This window comes from Streptomyces sp. ActVer, from assembly GCF_027270795.1.
Lineage (GTDB): Bacteria > Actinomycetota > Actinomycetes > Streptomycetales > Streptomycetaceae > Streptomyces > Streptomyces umbrinus_A.
Genome location: NZ_JAPWHT010000030.1, coordinates 1 through 20,487, shown reverse-complemented (window position 1 = coordinate 20,487; position 20,487 = coordinate 1). Strand labels below are relative to the sequence as shown.

General features: G+C 70.9%; 17 protein-coding genes and 2 pseudogenes. 11 read left to right on the top strand and 8 right to left on the bottom strand.

Translation table 11 applies throughout. The features are described 5' to 3' along the window. Positions 1-136: 136 nt before the first annotated feature. Positions 137-1,189, bottom strand: a complete 1,053-nt coding sequence (locus O3Q52_RS07785; RefSeq protein WP_269648067.1) for a LacI family DNA-binding transcriptional regulator — start codon at positions 1,187-1,189, stop codon at positions 137-139. Between the two features lie 245 nt (positions 1,190-1,434). Here O3Q52_RS07785 and O3Q52_RS07780 point away from each other — a divergent pair, with 245 nt between their 5' ends. Further along, positions 1,435-2,217, top strand: a complete 783-nt coding sequence (locus O3Q52_RS07780; RefSeq protein ID WP_269648066.1) for a TIM barrel protein — start codon at positions 1,435-1,437, stop codon at positions 2,215-2,217. Positions 2,218-2,302: 85 nt separating this feature from the next. After that, positions 2,303-3,340, top strand: coding sequence for a Gfo/Idh/MocA family oxidoreductase (locus O3Q52_RS07775; RefSeq protein ID WP_269648065.1), 1,038 nt, complete (start codon positions 2,303-2,305; stop codon positions 3,338-3,340). A 10-nt stretch (positions 3,341-3,350) separates the two neighbouring features. Here O3Q52_RS07775 and O3Q52_RS07770 read toward each other — a convergent pair whose 3' ends face one another. Beyond that, positions 3,351-3,722, bottom strand: a complete 372-nt coding sequence (locus tag O3Q52_RS07770) for a DUF952 domain-containing protein (RefSeq protein ID WP_269648064.1) — start codon at positions 3,720-3,722, stop codon at positions 3,351-3,353. Between the two features lie 241 nt (positions 3,723-3,963). On the opposite strand from O3Q52_RS07770, the gene O3Q52_RS07765 reads away from it, so the two are divergent. Next, entirely contained in the window at positions 3,964-4,386 is a 423-nt protein-coding gene (locus tag O3Q52_RS07765; protein WP_269648063.1) for a PPOX class F420-dependent oxidoreductase, read from the top strand. Between the two features lie 76 nt (positions 4,387-4,462). Further along, positions 4,463-5,299, top strand: a complete 837-nt coding sequence (locus O3Q52_RS07760; RefSeq protein WP_269648062.1) for a DUF429 domain-containing protein — start codon at positions 4,463-4,465, stop codon at positions 5,297-5,299. A 57-nt stretch (positions 5,300-5,356) separates the two neighbouring features. Here the strand turns inward: O3Q52_RS07760 and O3Q52_RS07755 are convergent, their stop codons facing one another. Then, complete coding sequence (locus O3Q52_RS07755) at positions 5,357-6,619, bottom strand: vanadium-dependent haloperoxidase (protein ID WP_269648060.1); 1,263 nt, start codon at positions 6,617-6,619, stop codon at positions 5,357-5,359. Positions 6,620-7,389: 770 nt separating this feature from the next. Between O3Q52_RS07755 and fusA the strand changes: the two genes are divergently transcribed. Further along, the gene (gene fusA / locus O3Q52_RS07750; protein WP_269648059.1) at positions 7,390-9,543 is read left to right on the top strand and encodes an elongation factor G; all 2,154 of its coding nucleotides are present in this window, start codon (positions 7,390-7,392) and stop codon (positions 9,541-9,543) included. A gap of 271 nt (positions 9,544-9,814) precedes the next feature. On the opposite strand, the pseudogene O3Q52_RS07745 reads toward fusA, so the two are convergent. Continuing rightward, positions 9,815-10,192: pseudogene (locus O3Q52_RS07745) on the bottom strand (SWIM zinc finger family protein); the annotation flags it as partial. A gap of 534 nt (positions 10,193-10,726) precedes the next feature. Here O3Q52_RS07745 and O3Q52_RS07740 point away from each other — a divergent pair. Together O3Q52_RS07740 and O3Q52_RS07735 are read left to right on the top strand one after the other, a co-directional pair. Next, positions 10,727-12,733 (top strand): glycosyltransferase, encoded by a 2,007-nt coding sequence (locus O3Q52_RS07740; protein ID WP_269648083.1) that lies wholly within the window; start codon positions 10,727-10,729, stop codon positions 12,731-12,733. A 29-nt stretch (positions 12,734-12,762) separates the two neighbouring features. Continuing rightward, positions 12,763-13,974, top strand: coding sequence for an LCP family protein (locus O3Q52_RS07735; RefSeq protein WP_269648058.1), 1,212 nt, complete (start codon positions 12,763-12,765; stop codon positions 13,972-13,974). Between the two features lie 71 nt (positions 13,975-14,045). On the opposite strand, the gene O3Q52_RS07730 is transcribed toward O3Q52_RS07735, so the two are convergent. Next, positions 14,046-15,239 carry a N(5)-(carboxyethyl)ornithine synthase gene (locus O3Q52_RS07730; protein WP_269648057.1) on the bottom strand — a complete coding sequence of 398 codons (1,194 nt, stop codon included), beginning with the start codon at positions 15,237-15,239 and terminating at the stop codon, positions 14,046-14,048. A 95-nt stretch (positions 15,240-15,334) separates the two neighbouring features. After that, on the bottom strand, positions 15,335-15,607 hold the full coding sequence (locus tag O3Q52_RS07725; protein WP_269648056.1) for a hypothetical protein: 273 nt from the start codon (positions 15,605-15,607) through the stop codon (positions 15,335-15,337). 582 nt (positions 15,608-16,189) lie between these two features. On the opposite strand from O3Q52_RS07725, the gene O3Q52_RS07720 reads away from it, so the two are divergent. Next, complete coding sequence (locus tag O3Q52_RS07720; RefSeq protein WP_266752945.1) at positions 16,190-16,393, top strand: cold-shock protein; 204 nt, start codon at positions 16,190-16,192, stop codon at positions 16,391-16,393. A gap of 166 nt (positions 16,394-16,559) precedes the next feature. Next, positions 16,560-17,660, top strand: a complete 1,101-nt coding sequence (locus O3Q52_RS07715; RefSeq protein WP_269648055.1) for an acyl-CoA desaturase — start codon at positions 16,560-16,562, stop codon at positions 17,658-17,660. A 6-nt stretch (positions 17,661-17,666) separates the two neighbouring features. On the opposite strand, the gene O3Q52_RS07710 is transcribed toward O3Q52_RS07715, so the two are convergent. Further along, positions 17,667-17,798 carry a hypothetical protein gene (locus tag O3Q52_RS07710; RefSeq protein WP_269648054.1) on the bottom strand — a complete coding sequence of 44 codons (132 nt, stop codon included), beginning with the start codon at positions 17,796-17,798 and terminating at the stop codon, positions 17,667-17,669. On the opposite strand from O3Q52_RS07710, the pseudogene O3Q52_RS07705 reads away from it, so the two are divergent. Further along, positions 17,749-18,339: pseudogene (locus O3Q52_RS07705) on the top strand (MFS transporter); the annotation flags it as partial. The gene O3Q52_RS07710 and the pseudogene O3Q52_RS07705 overlap by 50 nt on opposite strands. 63 nt (positions 18,340-18,402) lie before the next feature. Here O3Q52_RS07705 and O3Q52_RS07700 read toward each other — a convergent pair. Further along, positions 18,403-19,314 (bottom strand): helix-turn-helix domain-containing protein, encoded by a 912-nt coding sequence (locus O3Q52_RS07700; protein ID WP_269648053.1) that lies wholly within the window; start codon positions 19,312-19,314, stop codon positions 18,403-18,405. 196 nt (positions 19,315-19,510) lie between these two features. Here O3Q52_RS07700 and O3Q52_RS07695 point away from each other — a divergent pair, with 196 nt between their 5' ends. Further along, positions 19,511-20,389, top strand: a complete 879-nt coding sequence (locus O3Q52_RS07695) for an oxidoreductase (RefSeq protein ID WP_269648052.1) — start codon at positions 19,511-19,513, stop codon at positions 20,387-20,389. Positions 20,390-20,487: the final 98 nt, after the last annotated feature.

The following is a 20,487-nucleotide window of genomic DNA, read 5'->3' as shown; positions in this document are numbered from 1 at the left end:
TGACTCGTGAAGCACATGCCGGTCACGCTAGCCGCGGCCCGAGGGCAGCGCTTCTCGATTCCTGACCGATGCGTTCAGGCACTTCACCAGGTACGACCGGCTCGGTTGCTTCACCAGGTACGAGCGACGCGGCCTCTCAGCCACGTACCCCCGGCTGGACGCTGTCCGGTGGTGCCGCCGTGGTGCCGCGTGTCACGAGGTGCGGGGCGATGACGGTCTCCGTGCCGGACCGTTCCTCGCCCTCCAGCCTTGCGACGGCCCGTCCGACGGCGAGTTCGGCGAGGCGGGAGGCGTCCTGGCCGACGGTGGTGAGGTCGATGTGGGCGAGGCGGGCGAGGTGGCTGTTGTCGAAGCCGACCACGGAGATCTCGTCGGGAACGGGCACCCGGGCGCGGAGGAACGCGTCGAGTACGCCCGTGGCGCAGCGGTCGTTGAAGGCGAGCACGGCGGTGGGCCGCGGCCGCGCGTCGAGGAGGGCGCGGGCGGCCGTGGCACCGTCCTCCTCGGTCAGGCCGCCGGGCAGAACGCGCGCACGGTCGGCGAGACCGTGGCGGTTCATGGCGGTGCGGTAGCCACGGCGCCGGTCGGCGGCGCCCGGTGCCTTTCCGCCGTCGACGTGGGCGATGTCGCGATGTCCGAGGGCCACCAGATGGTCGACGGCCTGGCGGGCACCCTCGTCGTCCGCGGTGCGTACGACGTCCACACCGGCGGCGGGTGGCCGCAGCCGCCGTACCACGGAGACCACCGGCAGGTGGGCCGACAGCTCGGCCAGCCGTGCGGCAGGGGCCTGCGGACCGAGCAGGATCAGGGCCTCGCAGCGGTCGCCGAGCAGCGTGTCCACCGCCTGCCGCTCACTGCGGCTGGGGGCGACGGCGCTGAGGGCGACCTGGTAGCCGGCGGACTCGGCCGCGGTGTAGATGCCCTCCACGAGGTCGGTGTGGAAGGGATGCTGGAGACCGAACTGCACCCCGAGCAGACGCGAGCGGCTGCTGCGCAGCAACCGGGCCCGGGAGTCCGGCCGGTAGCCGATCTCCCGCGCCGCCTCGAGCACCCGCTCGCGGGTGGCCGCGCTGGCACCCTTGGCCTCGCGCATCACGATGGAGACCAGCGCCGTGGACACACCGGCCCGGGCCGCCACGTCGGCGAGGGTCGGCCGCTTTCCGTCCGGGACCGCGGGGGTCGCTGGCACCGCCGGCCTCCCTGGTCGAGGTGTGTGACTCGGTCGAGGGGCGTGCCCCGCCGAGGTGTCTGCTTCCGCCGACGATCGTAGACCAAGGGCGAACGCACTGGTCGGAGAGAACTGCAACGTTCTAGATCCGAGCCGTCCCGGAGCTTGACACGGCGCCCCGGCGGCTGGCGTACTGCTACTCCCGACCGATTCTAGAACGTTCTAGTCGGTCGTGCCCCGTGGCGAACGAGAGAGGGCGAGCAGCGATGTTCACGTTGGCGGTCTGTGCCGAGATGGTCTTCCGGGACCTGGCGATACCCGAGCGGGCTCGGCGTGTTCACGACGCCGGATTCCAGGTCGAGATCTGGGACTGGACCCGGCACGATCTCGACGCCCTGGCCCGGACCCCGGCCGAGTTCTCCTCGATGACCGGCTACATCCGCGGCAGCCTCACCGACGAGGACGGGGCCGCCGAACTCCTGCGTACCGCCGAGGAGTCGGTGCGGGCGGCCGAGCGGCTGGTCTGCCCCCGGCTGAACCTCCACGGCACCGGCCTGGACGGCGAGGGCCTGCCCGTGGTGCCGGTGACCGGCGAGCCCACCGGGGAGATGTGGATCGCCGCCCATCGCACACTCACCCGCCTCGCCGAGCTCGGCGAGAGCGCGGGGATCACCTTCACCCTGGAGAACCTCAACACCGCCGTGGACCACCCCGGGGTGCCGTTCGCCAAGGCAGCCGACACCCTGGCCCTGGTCGCGGCCGTGGACCGTCCCGGGCTGCGGATGAACCTCGACCTCTACCACGCGCAGATCGGCGAGGGGAACCTCGTCGAACTGGTCCGCCGGGCCCACGGCCTGGGCCTGATCGGCGAGATCCAGGTCGCCGACGTACCCGGCCGCTGCGAGCCTGGGACGGGGGAGATCAACTACCCGGCCGTCGCGCGTGCCCTCGTCGACCTCGGCTATGAGGGCACCGTCGCTATGGAGGCATGGGCTTCCACCGACAGCGACCTCGCTCTGGAGGGGTTCCGCTCGGCCTTCACGCCCTGAGGTCGCCGCACTCCACATGGCACCGCATTCCACACGCGCCCCTTCCCGTCGGCGCCGCCCGCCCGCAGACGTACGGAGAACCCGGATGACCACACACCAGCCCCTCGCCGTCGGCCTCATCGGTGCCGGACGGATGGGCTCCTTCCACGCCGAGACGCTCGCCCGCCGCCTCCCCGGTGTCCGCCTCGCCGCGGTCGCCGACCCGGCGCCGGGCGCCGCGAACCAGCTGGCGGACCGGCTCGCGGACCACCTCGGCCGTCCCACGGCGTACACCGAGATCGGCGAACTCCTCGCCGACCCGCGGATCGAGGCGGTGGTGATCTCCACCCCGGCCCGCACCCACGCCGACCTGGTCGTGGCCGCGGCCCGGGCGGGCAAGGCGGTCTACTGCGAGAAGCCCATGGCCGTCACCCTCGGGGAGGCCGACCGGGCCATCGTCGCGGCCCGTGACGCGGGCGTGCCGCTCCAGGTCGGCTTCAACCGCCGCTACGACACCGGCTTCCGCGCCGCCCACGACAAGATCGCCGCCGGTGACCTCGGCACGCCCCAACTGCTGCGCTCCCTCACCCGGGATCCCAAGCTGAACGACCCGGCCGGCATCCCGCCGTGGACGATCTTCCTGGAGACCCTCATCCACGACTTCGACACCCTGCGGTTCCTCAACCCGGGCGCCGAACCGGTCGAGGTCTTCGCCTGGGCCGACGCCCTGGTCCGCCCCGACTTCAAGGACCGCGGCCTGCTCGACACCGCCGTGGTCACGATCCGCTTCGACAACGGCGCCCTCGCCACCGCCGAGGCCAACTTCCAGGCCGTGTACGGCTATGACGTGCGCGGCGAGGTCTTCGGCTCCGCCGGAATGCTCACCATGGGCGACATCCGCCGTACCCATCTCACCTCGTACGGCCCCGACGGCGCCGCCGCCGACTGCGTCACCTACGACCAGGACCTGTTCCACGACGCGTACGTCGCCGAACTCGCCGACTTCGCCGACAGCGTCCGTACGGGGCGCACCCCCTCGGCCACCGGTGAGGACGCCCGGGCCGCACTGTCCATCGCGCTCGCCGCCGTCCGGTCGGTCACCACCGGCGTGCCCGTCGGTATCGCGGAACTCAAGGGCGAGTGAGGCCGCCAGTTCACGCCCCTCGCTTCAGGTCCTTCAGACCCGTCGCCCGGCCCTCCTCGTCCCACTGGACCTCCAGGACGCGTTCGACGGCATCGCGGTCGAGGGGGCCGAACACGTGGGGGAACAGAACGCCTTCGTCGACCCCTGGCGGCGGGGTGGGATCCGCCGCCTCCCATACGCACCTCGCGGCGAGCCGGCCCTCGTCGAGGAGCAGCGCCAGCAGGGGCCTCGGCGCGTCCCGGTAGAAGGCGTTGACGACGGCCAGCGTGGTCTTCTCGTCGGGAGAGCAGTGGACGAAGCCTTCCTCCGCGAGGGAGGCGGGGGCGTACGGCTGGTCGGGACGGGCGGTCCAGTCACCGAGCGCCACAGCGTGGTAGATCATGGGCTCGTTATACAACGGCGGGCGGGCATACGGGCATGGCGGAGGCCCCTTCCGACCCGGTTCCGCCACGTGCGCCCCGGGAGGCGTCGGGGGTTCGGCTCCGGGATGTGGCAGCGTGGATGTGTGCCCCGTGGATCAGCCGACGTGCTTCGGACGGACGCCAGCGGTCACACACCAGAGGCCACAGGCACGGGGCCGTACAGAACATGAAGCCTGACGCACATGACGCAAAGGAGAGTCCGTGTCGAAGCCGCCGCTTCCCGAGGCCGTGGTCGCCATGCTGAGGAAGCCGAATCCAGCCGTCATCGCCACCCTCCGGTCCGACGGACAGCCGGTGTCCGCGGCCACCTGGTACCTCTGGGACGACGGCCGCGTGCTGGTCAACATGGACGAGGGCCGCAAACGGCTCGACCACATCCGCAACGACCCGCGGGTCACCCTGACGGTGCTGGACGAGTCGGGCTGGTACACCCATGTGACCATCATCGGCCGTGTCGCCGAGATCCGTGACGACGAGGGCCTGGCCGACATCGACCGGCTGTCCACGCACTACCTGGGCCACGAGTACGCGGGCCGCAAGCGTCGCCGGGTCAGCGCGTGGATCGAGATCGACCGCTGGCACGGCTGGGGCAGCCACCGGGACAGCAACCAGGCGATGACCTAGCCGGGGCCGCCGCCCTACGCGACAGCGAGAGGCCGCCGCCCTACGCGACGGAGTCGATGTCTGGTACCACCGACGCATGGGGACAGAGCGGTTCATCGGTATCGACCTCGCCTGGGCGCATGGCGGAGCGCGTGCCGCCAAGCCCAACGAGACCGGCGTTGCCGCCATCGACCGTAGCGGTGCGGTGATCGACTGCGGCTGGACGCGTGGGATCGAGGAGACGATGGACTGGCTTGCCAGGACGGCCGTCGACGGATCGACGCTGGTCTTCGTCGACGCGCCGCTGGTCGTCGACAATCCGGCCGGCCAGCGGCCGTGCGAGCGTGACGTCGGCCGACGGTACGGGCGTTGGAAGGTGAGCGCGAACAGCACGAACCAGAACTCTCGCCACCAGGCCGGAGTTCTTCTGCGGGAACGGCTGGAGGCGTCGGGCTGGGCCTATGACGACGGCAGGGGCGGGCCCCCGACCGACGGGCTGGTCATGTCCGAGTGCTATCCGTACACAACCCTGGTCGGCGCCGCGGAGCTGGGCTACGACCAGGAACGCCCCAGGTACAAGCGGCCTGGACGGAGACCGCCGCAGGGTTGGCGTGCGACGCGGGCCGACACGTGCGACGACCTGATCGCGCGTCTCGCGGCCCTGTCAGAGGCCGATCCGCCGCTGCTCCTCACCTCCCACCCGGTCTCACACCAACTCATGACCGAGCCCTCCCCGGAGCGGGACGCTCTCTACAAGCACCGCGAAGACCTCATCGACGCACTGCTCTGCGCCTGGACGGCCGCCCTGTGGTCCAAGCACGGCCTGACACGCTGCCAAGTACTCGGAACAGACAGCCCCGCACCGCCCGGCCAGGCCCCCACCATCATCGCGCCCGCCCGCCAGGAACAGCGGCGGGGCGACGGGGCGAACTGACCCGCGAGAAGGGTGGGTTGCTCGCTTGTGCGGGGCGACGACGAGGTCCGCGTACGGTCACCGGCCGACGGGCTGGAAGTAGCGCCCCACCGCCCAACTGGTCACCGCGCGGCCCAGTTGGTTGCCGTCGGTCATCGCCCTGCGGAAGTGGAAGCCCAGCCAGATCCGGGCGCTCATCGTCTCCTGGTTCAGCGCCTTCGCGGTGGTGTAGTGCCGGGTCGTGCCGGTGACGGCCGAGTCCACCGTCAGGTCGATGTGCCGCGCCCCGAACAGGTGGCTGAGGCCGGCCGTGGTGGGGCCGGTGAGGCAGGCGTGTCCGCTCGGGTACTCCGGATAGGGCGGGGTCGCGACCAGGGGGCTCCACGCCGGGTCGGGCGTGGTGGCCGGGTTGCCGTCGGTGTCGGCGAGCCGGATCGCCGTGACGGGACGCCAGTACGCGTGGTCGTACTTGCCGCGCCAGCAGGCGATGGCCGCGTCCGCGGCGGTCGCGTTGAGGAGGGCGAACATCCGCGCGCTGTCGTCCAGGTCGAGATGGCGACGCGTGGCCAGGTCGCGGAACGCGGTCTGGTACTGGCGGGGCACGTTGTCGTTCCAGAACAGGGCGGTCTCGGTCTGCGCGGGCGTGCGCGCACTGCCGGAAGCCGCGCCCATCGCCTTGACCTCGGCGACGTCCCGCGCGTACGCCTTGCTGTTCAGGGCGTCGGGGCCGGGGAGCCGGATCCGGGTCGGCGACTTGAGCAGCAGCGGCCGTACGAACCCGAGCCAGGGCACGGCCATCGGCGCGAACGCGGGCGGTGTCGGACGCCACACCCCGGGCGCGGGAGTCACGTTCAGCGTGACGTCGGCGTTGCGGCCGTCGCCCGTACGCAGCCGTACGAGGGTGGCGGCGGCCGCCTTCCCCGCCCGGATGCCGTGTGTCTTGCCGACACCTTCGGGGATCTTCGCGAGCGACGCGGCGTAGTCGGAGCCGAGCGCCTGCGCGGACGCCGGGAAGTAGTGGCTGAGGACCTCGTACGCGGCCGTCGCCGCGGCGGCCTGCGGGGAGGCGTGGCGGTGGGCGCGCGGCTGCTTCGCGTACGGTGCGTATGTGCCGTCGACGGCCGACACCGCGTCGTGCACAGCGATCGAGACGAAGCCCAGGTACAACTGCCCCACCGGCGGCGCCTGCTGAGCCTCCGCGAAGATCGTCCGCACCGCGACGGCGTTCCACTCCGTGATCACCGCCGGATCCGCGGCCGCCGCGCGTGGAGCCGCCTGCGCGGTGCCCACCAGCGCGGTTGAGGTCGCGACCGCCATCGACGTGGCGAATCCGACGGCCAATCGAAAGAGCGTTAAGGCAGCCATGATGCCCCCAACCGGAGCCGGTCGGCGGGGCCTTGAGATGGATCTGCCGCTACGCCATCGGCTCGGTCACGCCAATCTCCTCGCGTCACCGACGCGCGTCAAGGTTCCTTACCGACCGGCGACGGACAGACCCACGACGGTCGAGGGGACCGTCGGGGACCGGTTCGGTGCGGACGGGCGGTCCTTACTGGTCCGGCGCGTCCGGTACCTCCTAGCTCAGTCCCGACACGGGAGCTGGATCGAAGGCGCGGGCATGACCAGGTCAGAGAGTGCTTACGGTGTGTCCTGGGTCAGGCCTGCTTCCGGCGTCCGGATCCTGGACCGCGGGGCATGGCGCGAGGCGGAAGGAACGAGGTCGAAAAACCCGATGCCCCGCCCCCACCCCGTTCCCTAGACTCGCCCCACAACGCGCGCCGCACACCACCGCGGCGCGACCCGTGACGATTGAGGGGAGCCCGGCCATGCGTCACCGCACCGCTGTTGTTGTTCCCCCGTCGCGGTACGAGGTGATCCTCGTGTCTTCGGGTGTCCGGTGTCGGCTGCGCGGCCGGCCCCGGATGACCCTGACGAACGCCTGACTTCCGCACGTCCCTCGCCCCAACTCGCCCAGCATGCGCATCCGTTCGCGGTTGCGGTTGCGGTCGCGCGGGTTCGGGCGTGCCCACAGGCCATGACGCGTAGGTCATGGCCCGTTCGTCCGGGAATTGCGCCGACCCCTTCTGGAACGTCCTGAAAGGCCACGGGCCGTGCGTACCGAACCCCACCGAAATCCCGTCAACCCCCTGACCGCCGTCCGCAATCTGGGCATCCTCGCCCACGTGGACGCCGGGAAGACCACCGTCACCGAGCGGATCCTGTATGTCACCGGGACCACGCACAAGCGGGGCGAGGTCCATGACGGCACGACCGTCACGGACTTCGACTCCCAGGAGCGGGACCGGGGGATCACCATCTTTGCCGCGGCCGTGAGTTGTGGCTGGGACGGACATCGGATCAACCTCATCGACACTCCGGGACACGTCGACTTCTCCGACGAGGTCGCGCGTTCGCTGCGGGTGCTGGACGGCGCGATCGCGGTGTTCGACGCGGTCGCGGGGGTCGAGCCGCAGAGCGAGTCCGTGTGGCGGCAGGCCGACCGGTACGGGGTTCCGCGCATCGCCTTCGTCAACAAGCTGGACCGGGCCGGTGCCGACCTCGACAAGGCGGTCGAGTCCATCCGGCAGCGCCTGCATCCGGCCCCGCTGGTGGTGCAGTTGCCGATCGGCGCCGAGGACGAGTTCGGCGGGGTCGTCGACCTGCTGCGTATGCGGGCGCTGGTCTGGGCCGACGGCCGCGACCCGGTCGAGGAGAGGCCCGTCCCCGATGCGCTGGTGGACGAGGCCCGGCGGCGGCGTCGAGTGCTGGAAGAGGCGGTTGCCGAACTCCATCCCGGCGCGCTGGAGGAGTTCTGCGCGGAGTCCGCCGTCTCCGCGCGGACCCTCGAAGGCGCCCTGCGCGACCTGACCCGTACGGGTGACGGTGTGGTCGTGCTGTGCGGCTCGGCCTACCGCAACCGGGGGATCGAGCCGCTGCTGGACGCAGTGGTGGCCTACCTGCCCTCGCCGTTGGACGTACCCGCCGTGCGCGGTGTCCGTGACCGGGACGGCGGGGAGGAGGAGCGGGCCGCCGACCCCGCGGCGCCGTTCGCGGCGCTGGCGTTCAAGGTGAACGCCACCGCCACCGGGCGGCTGACCTACCTGCGTGTGTACTCGGGAACGATCCGGAAGGGAGAGGCGGTGACCGTGTGGGACGCCGGCGCGCCGCGCACCGAGCGGATCGGGCGGATCCTGCGCGTCCAGGCCGACCGGCACGACCGGTTGGACCTGGCGGTGGCCGGGGACATCGTCGCGGTGGTCGGGCTGAAGACCGCCCGCGCCGGTGCGACCCTGTGCGCGCCCGGGGCTCCGCTGGTCCTCGAACCGCCGACGACCGCCGAACCGGTCGTCTCCGTGGCGGTCGAGGCCCGTGCCCGCACGGACACGGACCGTCTGGTGTCGGCGTTGGCGCGGCTGGTCGAGGAGGATCCCTCGCTGGTCGTCCGGACCGACCCCGAAACCGGGCAGACACTGCTGTCCGGCATGGGCGAACTGCATCTGGAGGTGGCGGTGGAGAAGATCCGGCGCGCCCACGGGCTGGACGTCCGGGTCGGCCGGCCGAAGGTGGCGTACCGGGAGACGGTCGTACGCGGGGTCACCGGACACGTCCACCGGCACGTCAAACAGGACGGTGGTGCGGGCCAGTTCGCGCATGTCGTCCTCGACGTGGAACCGCTGCCGGACTCCTCCGGCACGGCCGGTGACAGTGCGACGGGCTTCGAGTTCCGGTCGGTCGTCGTCGGCGGTCGCGTACCGCAGGAGTACGTGCGGGCGGTGGAGGCCGGTTGCCGGGACGCGCTGGGTGAAGGGCCGGTCGGCGGTCATCCGGTGACCGGGCTGCGGGTGGTCCTGACCGACGGCGCGACCCATTCGAAGGACTCTTCGGAGATGGCGTTCCGGACCGCCGGACGGCAGGCGCTCCGGGAGGCACTGCGCGCCTGCGCGATGGTCCTCCTGGAACCGGTGGTCGAGGTCACGGTCACCGTGCCCGAGGACTCCGTGGGCGGGGTGCTCGGCGACCTGGCCGCGCGGCGCGGACGGGTCACCGACTCGACCACGCGCGGGGGAGCGGGAACGGGAGCGGGCACGGCGGTGATCACCGCCACCGTGCCCCTGGCCGAGCTGTTCGGCTACGCGACCCGGCTGCGCAGCCGGACGCAGGGCCGTGGAGTCTTCACCACCCGGCCCACCGGCTACGCCCCGGCTCCGGCCCCGGCAGCGACTTCGGCATCGAGCCTGGCGTCCGGCGGGACACAGGCCCGGTAGCCGGAGCTGAGGTCCCGCCCGCAGTGACGGTCCTGCCCGTACGCGGGCGGGACCGCCACTCCGTCACTCCGTCGGACCCGTCGGACCCGTCGGACCCGTCGGACTCGGAGGACTTATCGGCGTCGGCGTCCTCTCACCGCAACGCGTCGCGCAGCAACCTGGCGTTCTTCACCGTCTGGCTCGATCCCTTGCGGTCGGCCAGTGCGGTGACCTCGGCGATGCCTCCCTTGGCGCCGCAGCGCGACGCGCACTCGACGGCGAGGGCCAGCATGGCCCCCGCGCCCCGGACCGGGGCGTACACCCGCACGGTCGTCGCGTGTCGCAGCACCTGCTGGAGTGCCAGGAGTCGTTCGGGGCCGGGCAGGCACACGGCATCCGGCGACGGCCTGCTCGTCGGACGAAGTGTGCGGCCACCCACGGGCACCGCCCAGCGTGTCGTACGGGCACTCGACCGGAGGGTGGGTCGTGGCAGCGTCCGCAGGAAGGCGGACGCCTCGGCCGCCGGGATCTCCGCACGCAGGGTGAAGCCCGCCGCGAGCACCTGGGCCTCGGCGAGGCCCCGCAACCAGCGTTCGGGCAGCGGAACTTGCCTCTCCACGAACCGTCCGTCGAAGGTCGTGACCTCCAACTCGCCCGGTCCGACGGTCAGTGCGTCCGGCCGTGGACTCGCTCACGGCCGAGGGCTGTAAGTAGGTGTACGAATGTATGAGAGATGTCACGCGGTCACGCTAAGGCCGGACACTGACAAGGGCGGTCCTCGCACCGCCGCCTCCCGAAAACGCTTGCCACGCTTGTCCTTTGACGAGGACCGGGTGCCGCGCACTCACGGTCGTGACAGGTATTCGCCGCTTTTCTGTGAGGCTCACTGTTGCGGCCGTGCAGTCGCAAAGCTGTGACTAGACTCGCGCCCCATGCGTAGCGCCAGCCCCATCCGGCAGTGGAAGACGACATCCCCTCGCGCATCGCGCGCCGACGTTCACGGCTGGAGAAGAACGACCCGGCACACGGATCCCCGAGGCGGCCGGACGCGTCCCGGCCTCCCCGGGGGGCCCGCCGAACACGCCACGCGCGAGCCGTACTTCATAGCCGCCGAGAGGGGGGACGACGGCCCGTGAAGGCTCGGCACAAGCAGTCCCGCGACCCGCGCGCACACTGGCTGTTACTGATCCTCGTCCTGCCCGCGATGTTCGCGGCCCTGCTCTTCGAGGGCTGGACCAACCACGAGGTGGACGCCGCGACGACGCGGTCCGCCTGTACCTCACCCGCTCCCGATGCCGTGGCCGGCGGCGGTCCCGTGGTGGGGATCAACGGCAACGGGATCCAGACCGCCTCGATGCCCGCCCGCACCGTCGCGCTCACCTTCGACGGCGGCCCCGACCCCGTGTGGACCCCGCGCCTGCTCGACCTGCTGAAACAGCACCGGGCACGCGCCACCTTCTTCCTCTTCGGCTCCCAGGCGGCCCGCCATCCGGACCTCGTGCGGCGCATCCGCGCCGAGGGGCACGAGATCGGCTCGAACACCTACACCGGGGGCGCCCTCGGCGAGGCGTCGTCCGTCCGCTTCTCCGCCGAACTGGACCTGACCCAGGCCGCGTTGGCGGGCACCACCGGCATCCGCGCCAATCTGCTGCGGATGCCGAGGACCACCTCGCCGGACACGCTCTGTGGCCGCGAGTGGAAGGCCGCGCGGCGCGCAGCCGCCCAGGGGTACGTCCTGGTCGCCGCCGACAAGGGGTCCCGGAAACCGGCTCAGGGCCTGGTCCGACAGCTCAGCCAGACCGCGACCGCGTACCGGGAGACGGAGAAGCTGCTCAAGAACCCCGGCGTCGACCGCTTCACCACCGTCTCGGCCGGCCTCCGGCTGACCCCGTACGAGCCGGTCTCGGCCGTCGAACGATGGCGCGGCACCGCCCTCGTCTGGGCCACCACCCTGGGGCGCGCGTTCTCGAACGCGATGACCTGGACGCTCGGTATCGCGGGGGCGCTGGGGGTGCTCCGACTGGTGCTGCTCGTCTTCTTCGCCCGGGCGCACGTCCGTCGGCTCGAACGCTCCCGGCCCGGCGCGCCCTGGCTGCGGGAGGTCACCGAACCGGTGACGGTGCTCGTGCCCGCCTACAACGAAGAGGCCGGGATCGAGTCCACCGTCCGCTCCCTGCTCGCCTCCGACTACCCCGAGCTGCAGATCGTCGTCATCGACGACGGCTCGACGGACCGTACGGCGGAGATCGCCGAGGACATCGGGGATCCGCGCGTGCTGGTGGTCCGCAAGCCCAACGGCGGCAAGGCCGCGGCCCTCAACACCGGTCTGGGGCACGCGAGTCACGACATCCTGGTCATGGTCGACGCCGACACCGTCTTCGAACCGGACGCCATCCACCACCTGGTCCAGCCGCTCGCACACCCCGCCGTGGGCGCGGTCAGCGGCAACACCAAGGTCGGCAACCGGCGGGGTCTGCTCGCCAAGTGGCAGCACCTGGAGTACTGCTTCGGCTTCAACCTCGACCGCCGGATGTTCGAGGTGCTGGAGTGCATGACCACCGTCCCTGGCGCCATCGGGGCGTTCCGCCGGGACGCGCTCATCGGCGTCGGCGGGGTCAGCGACGACACCCTCGCCGAGGACACCGACCTCACGATGGCCCTGTGGCGGGCGGGCTGGCGGGTGCTCTACGAGGAGTCCGCCGTCGCCTGGACCGAAGTACCCACCTCGCTGCGGCAGTTGTGGCGTCAGCGCTACCGCTGGTGCTTCGGCACCATCCAGTCGATGTGGAAACACCGCGGTGCCGTCCGGGAGATGGGCGTCGCGGGACGCTTCGGCCGGCGCGGACTCACCTACCTCGCGCTCTTCCAGGTCGCCCTGCCGCTGCTCGCGCCGGTCATCGACGTGTTCGCCCTGTACGGCGTGCTGTTCCTCGACCCGCTCACCTCGGCCGGGGTGTGGTTCGGCTTCATGGCCGTCCAACTGGTCTGCGCCGGTTACGCGTTGAAGCTCGACGGGGAGCGCGTACGGACCCTGTGGTGGATGCCTTTCCAACTCGTCGTCTACCGGCAGCTGATGTACCTCGTCGTCATCCAGTCCGTGGTCGCCGTGCTCCTCGGCAGCCGGCTGAAGTGGCAGCGCATGAAGCGTTCGGGTACGGCCGCTGAACAGATCGAGGGTCCGACGCCGTATAAGAGCGTGCCGACGAGATGACCCCATGTGGTGAGGGACTGGACAGGCCGATGAGCGAAGGGACCGACCTGCCGGTGGGCTACGACCGGAGCGGTGGTGCGGCACAGCCGCCCAGTGGCGTCACGGGCCGGGTGGCACGCGGGAACGCGTCCCCGCCCTCGACGCGCACGGCACCGCTGCCGGGCATGCCCTCACCCGCCACCCCGGGCCGCACCGGCCACGGACGACGGCCGCCTGGCGACGCGGGAGGCGGAAGGTCCCCCAAGCCGCCCCCCTCCCGGCGCCGCAAGGTCACACGGCTCGCGATCCTCCTGGTCGTCGCGCTGGTGGCTTCCGCCGCCGGGACGTACGTGTGGGCCGACACCAAGCTCGACCAGGAGGTCGACCTCGGTGCGCTGCCGGACCGCCCGGCGGAGGGGGAGGGCACCAACTACCTGATCGTGGGCTCCGACAGCCGCGCCGGTCTCTCCGAGCAGGCCAGGAAGAGTCTGCGCACCGGCTCCGCGGAGGGCCGCCGCACCGACTCGATGATCCTGCTGCACACCGGCGCGAACGGCACCACGATGATGAGCCTGCCGCGCGACTCCTGGGTGACGGTCCCGCCGTACGTACGCCCCGACACCGGCAAGAGCTTCTCGGCCGAGCCGAACAAACTGAACGCCGCCTTCTCGCTGGGCGGCCCCGACCTGCTCGTACGGGCCGTGGAACGCAACACCGGGCTGCACATCGACCACTACGCGGAGATCGGCTTCGCGGGCTTCGTCGGGGTGGTGGACGCGGTGGGCGGAGTGGACATGTGCCTGGAGCGGGCCGTCAAGGACGAGAAGTCCGGTGCGGATCTGCGCCAGGGCTGCCAGACCCTCGACGGGGCCGAGGCGCTGGCGTTCGTCCGGCAGCGCAAGCAGGAGGCCGAGGGCGACCTGGGCCGCACCCGCAACCAGCAGAAGTTCCTGACCGCGCTCGCCAAGAAGGCGGTCACCCCGGGCACGCTCCTCAACCCGGCCAGGTCCTTCCCGACACTCGGCGCGGGGCTCGACACGCTCGTGGTCGACAAGGACACGGGCCTGAGGGACCTCATGTCGCTGTTCCAGGCGATGCAGAGCGTCTCGGCGGGCAACGGCAGGCAGATCAACGTGCCCGTCTCCGACCCCGGTTTCGCCACCTCCAAGGGCAGCGCCGTGAAGTGGGACGACCGCCGGGCCCAGCAGCTCTTCGCGGAACTGCGGGACGACCGGCCGGTGACGCTCCCGACCGGGAAGTGACCCCGACCGGTTCGGGACGCGCCGGACCGGCCGACCGCAGGTGTGTGTCGGGCCCGATTCCCGGAAGTGGGTCAGACCGGCTGTGCGGAGGAGTGCAGCGCGGGGGTGAGAACCGGGTCCGGCGTCTCGCGGGTGTGGGGGAAGCTCGCCGCCCGGTGCTGGAACGAGAGGATCTTCGGGTTCATCACGACGCCGTCGCGGATCTCGATGGCGTTGCTGATCGTGGCGTCGACGTCCCATGCCGTCGGGCCGCTCATCACCTTGCGGAGATAGGGGAGGAGCGCCTCACTGATCTCCCACGTGGCCGAGTTCCACAGATGGGACGGGCTGTGGTCCACCCCGTAGTAGTGGCAGCCCGGCCCGACCGTGGGCATCGGATCGCCGAAGGTGGTCGGGCGGGCCCAGGTGAAGCCCATGCCCTCGTCGCAGGCGACGTCGACGAAGAAGGTGCCCGGCCGGAAGTGGGCGAGCTCCTCGTCGGTGACGAACGTCAGCGGTGCGTCGGTGTCCTGCCGGATGCAGTTGACGATGATGTCGAAGCCGGCCAGGTACTCGGCGAGCGGTACGGGGCCGAGCCCGGTGAGTGCCTGCAGACGCGAGGGATCGTCCGGCCGCTCCTCGAAGTGGCCCATCACGACGGACGGCATCGGTGAGGCCACCGCCGCCGCGGCGCGCTGGGTGAGCACCGTGACGTCGGAGACCCCCATGGCGCCCAGGCCCGTGACGGCTCCGCGCGCCGTGGCACCGAAGCTGAGGACCACCGCGCGCATACGGCGTCCGTAGCTGCCGGTCAGCCCGCCGAGCTGCAGGGCGTGCAACACCGAGCAGTAGCCCGCGAGTTCGTTGTTCTTGTGGAACACATGGACACTGAAGGCGCCCGTGGACGTCCAGTGGTTCATGGCCTCCCAGGCGATGAGGGTCAGCTGGCGGTCGATGCCGAGCTGGGTCATCTTCTCGTCCTGCACGCAGTGCGGCCATCCCCACAGCACCTGGCCCTGGCGCAGTGCGGCGACGTCCTCGTGCATGGGCTTGGGCAGCAGCAGCACGTCGCACTCGTCGAGGAGCTGCTCGCGGGAGCGCAGGCCCGCCACCTGCGGCCGCAGCGCATCGTCCGCGACGCCGAACCGTTCGCCGTAGCCCTGTTCGAGGAAGATCTTCTCGCGTACGTCGGGTGCGATCCGGCCGAGGTGGGCCGGGTGCAGGGGGAGGCGGAACTCGTTTTCCTTGTGGGAGGAGGCGAGTACTCCGAGACTCAGCAGGCTCATGCGCTTCCTCATCATCATTTCGTTCGTGTCATGGCGTTCGCGCCAGGTCGTTCTCGTGGTTCTCGTCGTGCTGCGTGCGGCCGTCCGGTCTCCGGTCAGGAGGCGCCGGGGCGGTGCGCGCGGACGCGCTCGGTCAGCGGGAGCGGTGTCTCGTCCAGGCCGTTCACCGACCCGCACGCCATGCGTGCACACGTCCCGTGGCAGGCGAGCAGCTGCTTGCCGTCGCGATGGGAGACCACCACCGCCTCCGGGTCGGGCGCGTTGCGGTAGTCGGTGCCGCAGATGAGGCAGGCCAGCCCGGCGAGCATCTCGGGAGTCGGTTCGGGACGGCCGCGGCGGTGGCCGGAGATCGAGTCCTGTGAGTACATGTGTCCGCATCCTCTTGATCGGTTCAGGGCCGTGCGCGGGATGCCGGAACGCGTCGGAGGCATTCCGGTGGGCGGGAAATTCGCTAGCGCGCTGCGCGGGAACGGATACAGAAGGCGGCGAGACGGTACGAGCCAGAGGCCATGGTGCGGCTCATTTCCGGCCGGATCCGAGGTGCGCCGGCCTGTGCCGTTCCCCGAGGGCGACGCCGAAACGGATGACGGCATGCGAGGTGCGCTCGGTGCTGCCAACCGTACTCCCCTCCGGACCCGCCACGTGCCGCATCGCACACCCGGAGCCGGCCCACCGGGGCGTCACCGGGCCGTGCAGGGCTCGACCGGTACTCGACCGGTGATGGACCGAGGCGTCACCGGGCCCCGGCGTGACCGGGAACGCTGCCGACATCCCGGACGTTGTAGGGAACGGTTGTAGTTGAAGTTTGCGAACGTGGAAGCGCCCGCGGAGTTCCGACAGCGGGCGTTTCGTCGTTTCGGGGGTTTTCTTCGACGGCTGACGACCAACAGCCCGGGATCGCGCGAGCGCACGACTTCCTGATCGGCTCGTCATCTCGAAGGAGACAGCACATGGCTCAAGGCACCGTGAAGTGGTTCAACGCGGAGAAGGGTTTCGGCTTCATCACCTCCGATGAGGGCGGCGCCGACGTCTTCGTGCACCACTCGGCGATCGACACCGAGGGTTTCCGCTCCCTGGCGGAGAACCAGCGGGTGGAGTTCACCGCAAGCCAGGGCCCCAAGGGCATGCAGGCCGACCAGGTCCGCGCCCTCTGAGGACATCTCGCCGGACAGGCCCGCACCGCGGGCCTGTCTCGTGCTGCACCCGTCTCCGTATTCGTCCGTATCTTTCTGCGTCCATCTGCTTCCGTACGGGCTTTCCGCGTTCGGCGCCCTGCCCCCGCGTCGGTGGTACCGGCCCGCGCATCCCGAGAGGAAAGCCGTGAGCACTGATTTCATCAACCGGGGCACCGATCCGACGGCCCAGCACGCCGAGACGACGAAACCCCCGCCCGGCGCCCGGGGCAGCGACTACGCCGCGCTGTCCCGCGAGGTGAAGCGGCGCGGGCTGCTGAAGCGCCGCCGGGGCTACTACAGCGCCAAGGTCGGCGGGAACCTGCTTCTGCTGGCCGCCGGCTGGACCGCGTTCGCCCTGATCGGGCCGTCGTGGTGGCAACTGCTGACCGCCGCCTTCCTCGCGGTGATGTTCACCCAGACCGGGTTCATCGGGCACGACGCCGGACACCACCAGATCGCGTCCTCCAAGCGGGTCAACACGCTGCTCGGCCGCCTCCACGTCGATCTGCTGATCGGCCTCAGCTACGGCTGGTGGATCGCCAAGCACAACCGGCACCACTCCCACCCCAACCACGTCGACCGCGACCCCGACATCGCCGAGGGCGCGATCGCCTTCACCGAGGACCACGCCCGTGTACGCAGCGGAGCGTACGCATGGCTCGCCCGTCACCAGGCCTGGCTGTTCTTCCCGATGCTGCTCCTGGAGGGGTTCGCCCTGCACGTGGCCGGTGTGCGGGCACTGTTCGACCGCACCGGCGCCACGAGGTCGCGGCGGACCAGGCTCGCCGAGGCGAGCCTGCTGACGGCGCATCTCGGCGGCTATCTCGCCGCCCTGTTCCTGGTCCTGTCCCCGCTCCAGGCCGTGGTCTTCCTCCTTGTGCACCAAGGGCTCTTCGGGCTCTACATGGGGTGCTCGTTCGCCCCGAACCACAAGGGCATGCCCATCTTCGCCAAGGACGACAAAATCGACTTCCTGCGCCGGCAGGTGCTGACCTCACGGAACATCCGCGGCAACCGGTTCACCGACTTCGCGCTCGGCGGGCTCAACTACCAGATCGAGCACCACCTGTTCCCCTCCATGCCGCGCCCCAGCCTGCGCCACGCCCAGGAACTCGTGCGCACGTACTGCGCCCGGCACGGCATCGCGTACCACGAGACCGGGCTTCTCGACTCCTACGGCCAGGTGCTGCGCCACCTCCACGACGTCGCCGGCCCGCTGCGCCTGCGGCCCGAGCTGGAGTACTGACCGGGCTCAGTTGGAGCACTGACCAGGGTCAGCGGGACGCGCGTACGCCGTCCAGTGCGACGGACAGGACCCGGTCGCGCCGCCCGGCTCCGCCGGGTACGGATTCGGCGCGAGCGTCACCGCGTCCGGACTGCTCATGCTGCCGATGCTGATCGCGATGTTCGTCTCGGGCATCCTCAGCGGCCGGCTGGAGCCGGTGCTCGGAGCGAAGAAGCTGCTCACTACCGGTGCCGCACTCGGCGCGGTCGCCTGCGGATTCCTCGCCCTCTGGCACGACGAGCAGTGGCAGATCGCCTTCGTGTCGGGCGTCTTCGGCCTCGGCATCGGTCTCGCCTTCGCCTCGATGGCCAACCTGATCGTGGGCAGCGTCCCGGCCGAGCAGACCGGCGCCGCGACCGGCATGAACGCCAACATCCGCACCATCGGCGGGTCCATCGGCGCCGCCGTGACCAGCGTCCTGGTGACCGGCCGCCTGCAGCCCTCGGGCCTGCCGTACGCCTCCGGCTACACCCACGGATTCACCCTGCTCGCCCTGCTCTGCCTCGCCGCGGCCCTGGCCGCACTCCTGGTCCCGGTCCAGCGGGCGAACCGTATGTCCCGCGTGCCCCGGGCCGCCGCCGACGACCACGAGGTGTCGCGTACGGACCAGGAGACCGTCGCACCGGGCGTCCGCGGCTGACGTGATCGCGGACCGGCGCACCGGCCGTCGCCCAGACCCTCACCAGGGGCTGGGCGGCGGCCGTCACTGCTCGTCGACGGCCTGGTGCTCGTCGGAGCCGGTCGGCTTCCGGATCTCGCCGGAGGAGGTCGCCGTCAGACTCCCGAGTATGGCGAGCAGTTCGGCGTCCCGGCTGCCCGGTTCGGCGTGGAAGACCTTGAGAATCAGGCCGTCGGTGCCGTTGATGGCCAGCTTGTTGGACTGCAGTTCGAGGTCGCCGACCTTCGGATGGCGCAGCCGCATGACGCGCGCGTGCTTGGGCCGCACGTCGTGACGGCCCCACAGACGGCGGAAACGCTCACTGCGTAGGGACAGTTCGCCCACGAGTTCCACCAGGCGGGGATCGTCGACGTCGGGTCCGACGTTGGCCCGCAGGGCGGCGACCCCCGCCTCGGTCAGTTCCTCCCAGTCCCGGCGCAGTTCCCTTTCGGACTCGTCGAGAAGGATGGCCCTGATGAGATTGACGCCGGGGGAGTGGCTAGGGGACAAGGCCATCGCCAGTGGGTTGGCCGCGAGTACGTCGGTGAACCTGTTCTCGACGTACGCGGGATTGCTCGGCCATCCGTCGATGAGCTGGAGGATGCCGGGCGGCACGGGCTCGGGCTTCTGCGCGGCGCGTCCACGGTCGCCTGAGCGGCCCTGCCGACGAGTCTGGGACGGGCGCGCCTGGGTCAGGCCGATCAGATGCGCGGTGGCGGGGGCGTCCAGGTCCAGGACGTCGGCCAGGGCTTCGAGGACCTGGAGAGACGGGTTGCGGTCGCGGCCCTGCTCCAGGCGCAGGTAGTAGTCGGCGCTGATCCCGGCCAGCATCGCGACCTCCTCACGCCGCAGCCCCGGTACGCGCCGCAGACCGCCGCGGCGGATCCCGGCGTCCTCCGGCCGTATCAGCGCACGGCGGGCCCGCAGGAACTCTCCGAGGGCGTTCGTTGCGTCCATGACTCAACCGTAGGTCCGTCCCGGCGCCGGTGACTGTCCCTGTCACTACCAGGAACAGCGGGGTACTGCCGACCGTCGTCGATCGGGCGCAGAGTCGGCATCGGCGGAGGACGAATCCGTCCACTCGGATCAAGACGAAACCGTCTCCCCGCAAACAGACACAGAACAGCCATGGATACGCAGTGAAAGGCACACCATGACGGACGCAAACGGCACCGTTTCCGGCGGAACCCTGACCCTGGCGGACGATCTGACGATCACCCGCATGGGATACGGAGCCATGCAGCTGGCGGGCCCCAACGTCTTCGGGCCGCCCAAGGACCGGGACGAGGCCGTCGCGGTCCTGCGGGAGGCCGTCGAGCGGGGCATCACCCACATCGACACCAGCGACTTCTACGGGCCCGTCGTCGTCAACGAGATCATCAAGGAAGCCCTGTACCCCTACCCCGCCGACCTGCGCATCGTCACCAAGGTCGGCGCCCGCCGCGGCGACGACGGCAGCTGGATCCTGTCGCGGGACCCCGAGGACCTCAAGGCCCAGGTCCACGAGAACCTCCAGCACCTCGGCGTGGACGCGCTCGACGTGGTGAACCTGCGCGTCGGCTCCAACGACGGGGGAACGGACGAGGAGCCGCTCAGTGACCAGTTCGGCGCCCTGGCCGACCTGCGGAAGGAAGGCCTGATCCGTCATCTCGGCGTCAGTGCCGTCTCCGACGCGCAGCTGACCGAGGCCCAGGCCATCGCGCCGGTCGTCACGGTGCAGAACCTCTACAACCTGGCCAACCGCCAGGACGACGCCCTCGTCGAGCGGTGCGCGGCGGAGAACATCGCGTTCGCCGCGTTCTTCCCGCTCGGCGGCTTCAGTCCGCTGCAGTCGCAGACGCTGACCGACGTGGCCTCCCGCCTGGACGCCTCGCCCCAGCAGGTGGCTCTGGCCTGGCTGCTCCAGCGCTCCGCGACCACGGTCCTGATCCCCGGCACCTCGTCGCGGGCCCACCTGCGCGACAACATCGCGGCGGCGGAACTGGCCCTGTCGGCCGCGGAGATCGAGGAGCTCGACGGGATCGGCCGCTGATCAAGGCACGGGGCAGGTTCAGTCGCTTTTAGGGGCGCGGGGAACTGCGCGACCAGCCACACACAACCCGCAGCCGACGTACTACCTCGACTGCGGGT

Coding starts and splice junctions, on each gene's coding strand:
- O3Q52_RS07735 (WP_269648058.1), top strand. CDS start 12,763: ATGAGCGAAGGGACCGACCTGCCGGTGGGCTACGACCGGAGCGGTGGT.
- O3Q52_RS07720 (WP_266752945.1), top strand. CDS start 16,190: ATGGCTCAAGGCACCGTGAAGTGGTTCAACGCGGAGAAGGGTTTCGGC.
- O3Q52_RS07725 (WP_269648056.1), bottom strand. CDS start 15,607: ATGTACTCACAGGACTCGATCTCCGGCCACCGCCGCGGCCGTCCCGAA.
- O3Q52_RS07770 (WP_269648064.1), bottom strand. CDS start 3,722: ATGATCTACCACGCTGTGGCGCTCGGTGACTGGACCGCCCGTCCCGAC.
- O3Q52_RS07760 (WP_269648062.1), top strand. CDS start 4,463: ATGGGGACAGAGCGGTTCATCGGTATCGACCTCGCCTGGGCGCATGGC.
- O3Q52_RS07740 (WP_269648083.1), top strand. CDS start 10,727: ATGTTCGCGGCCCTGCTCTTCGAGGGCTGGACCAACCACGAGGTGGAC.
- O3Q52_RS07730 (WP_269648057.1), bottom strand. CDS start 15,239: ATGAGCCTGCTGAGTCTCGGAGTACTCGCCTCCTCCCACAAGGAAAAC.
- O3Q52_RS07780 (WP_269648066.1), top strand. CDS start 1,435: ATGTTCACGTTGGCGGTCTGTGCCGAGATGGTCTTCCGGGACCTGGCG.
- O3Q52_RS07710 (WP_269648054.1), bottom strand. CDS start 17,798: ATGAGCAGTCCGGACGCGGTGACGCTCGCGCCGAATCCGTACCCGGCG.
- O3Q52_RS07695 (WP_269648052.1), top strand. CDS start 19,511: ATGACGGACGCAAACGGCACCGTTTCCGGCGGAACCCTGACCCTGGCG.
- O3Q52_RS07775 (WP_269648065.1), top strand. CDS start 2,303: ATGACCACACACCAGCCCCTCGCCGTCGGCCTCATCGGTGCCGGACGG.
- O3Q52_RS07700 (WP_269648053.1), bottom strand. CDS start 19,314: ATGGACGCAACGAACGCCCTCGGAGAGTTCCTGCGGGCCCGCCGTGCG.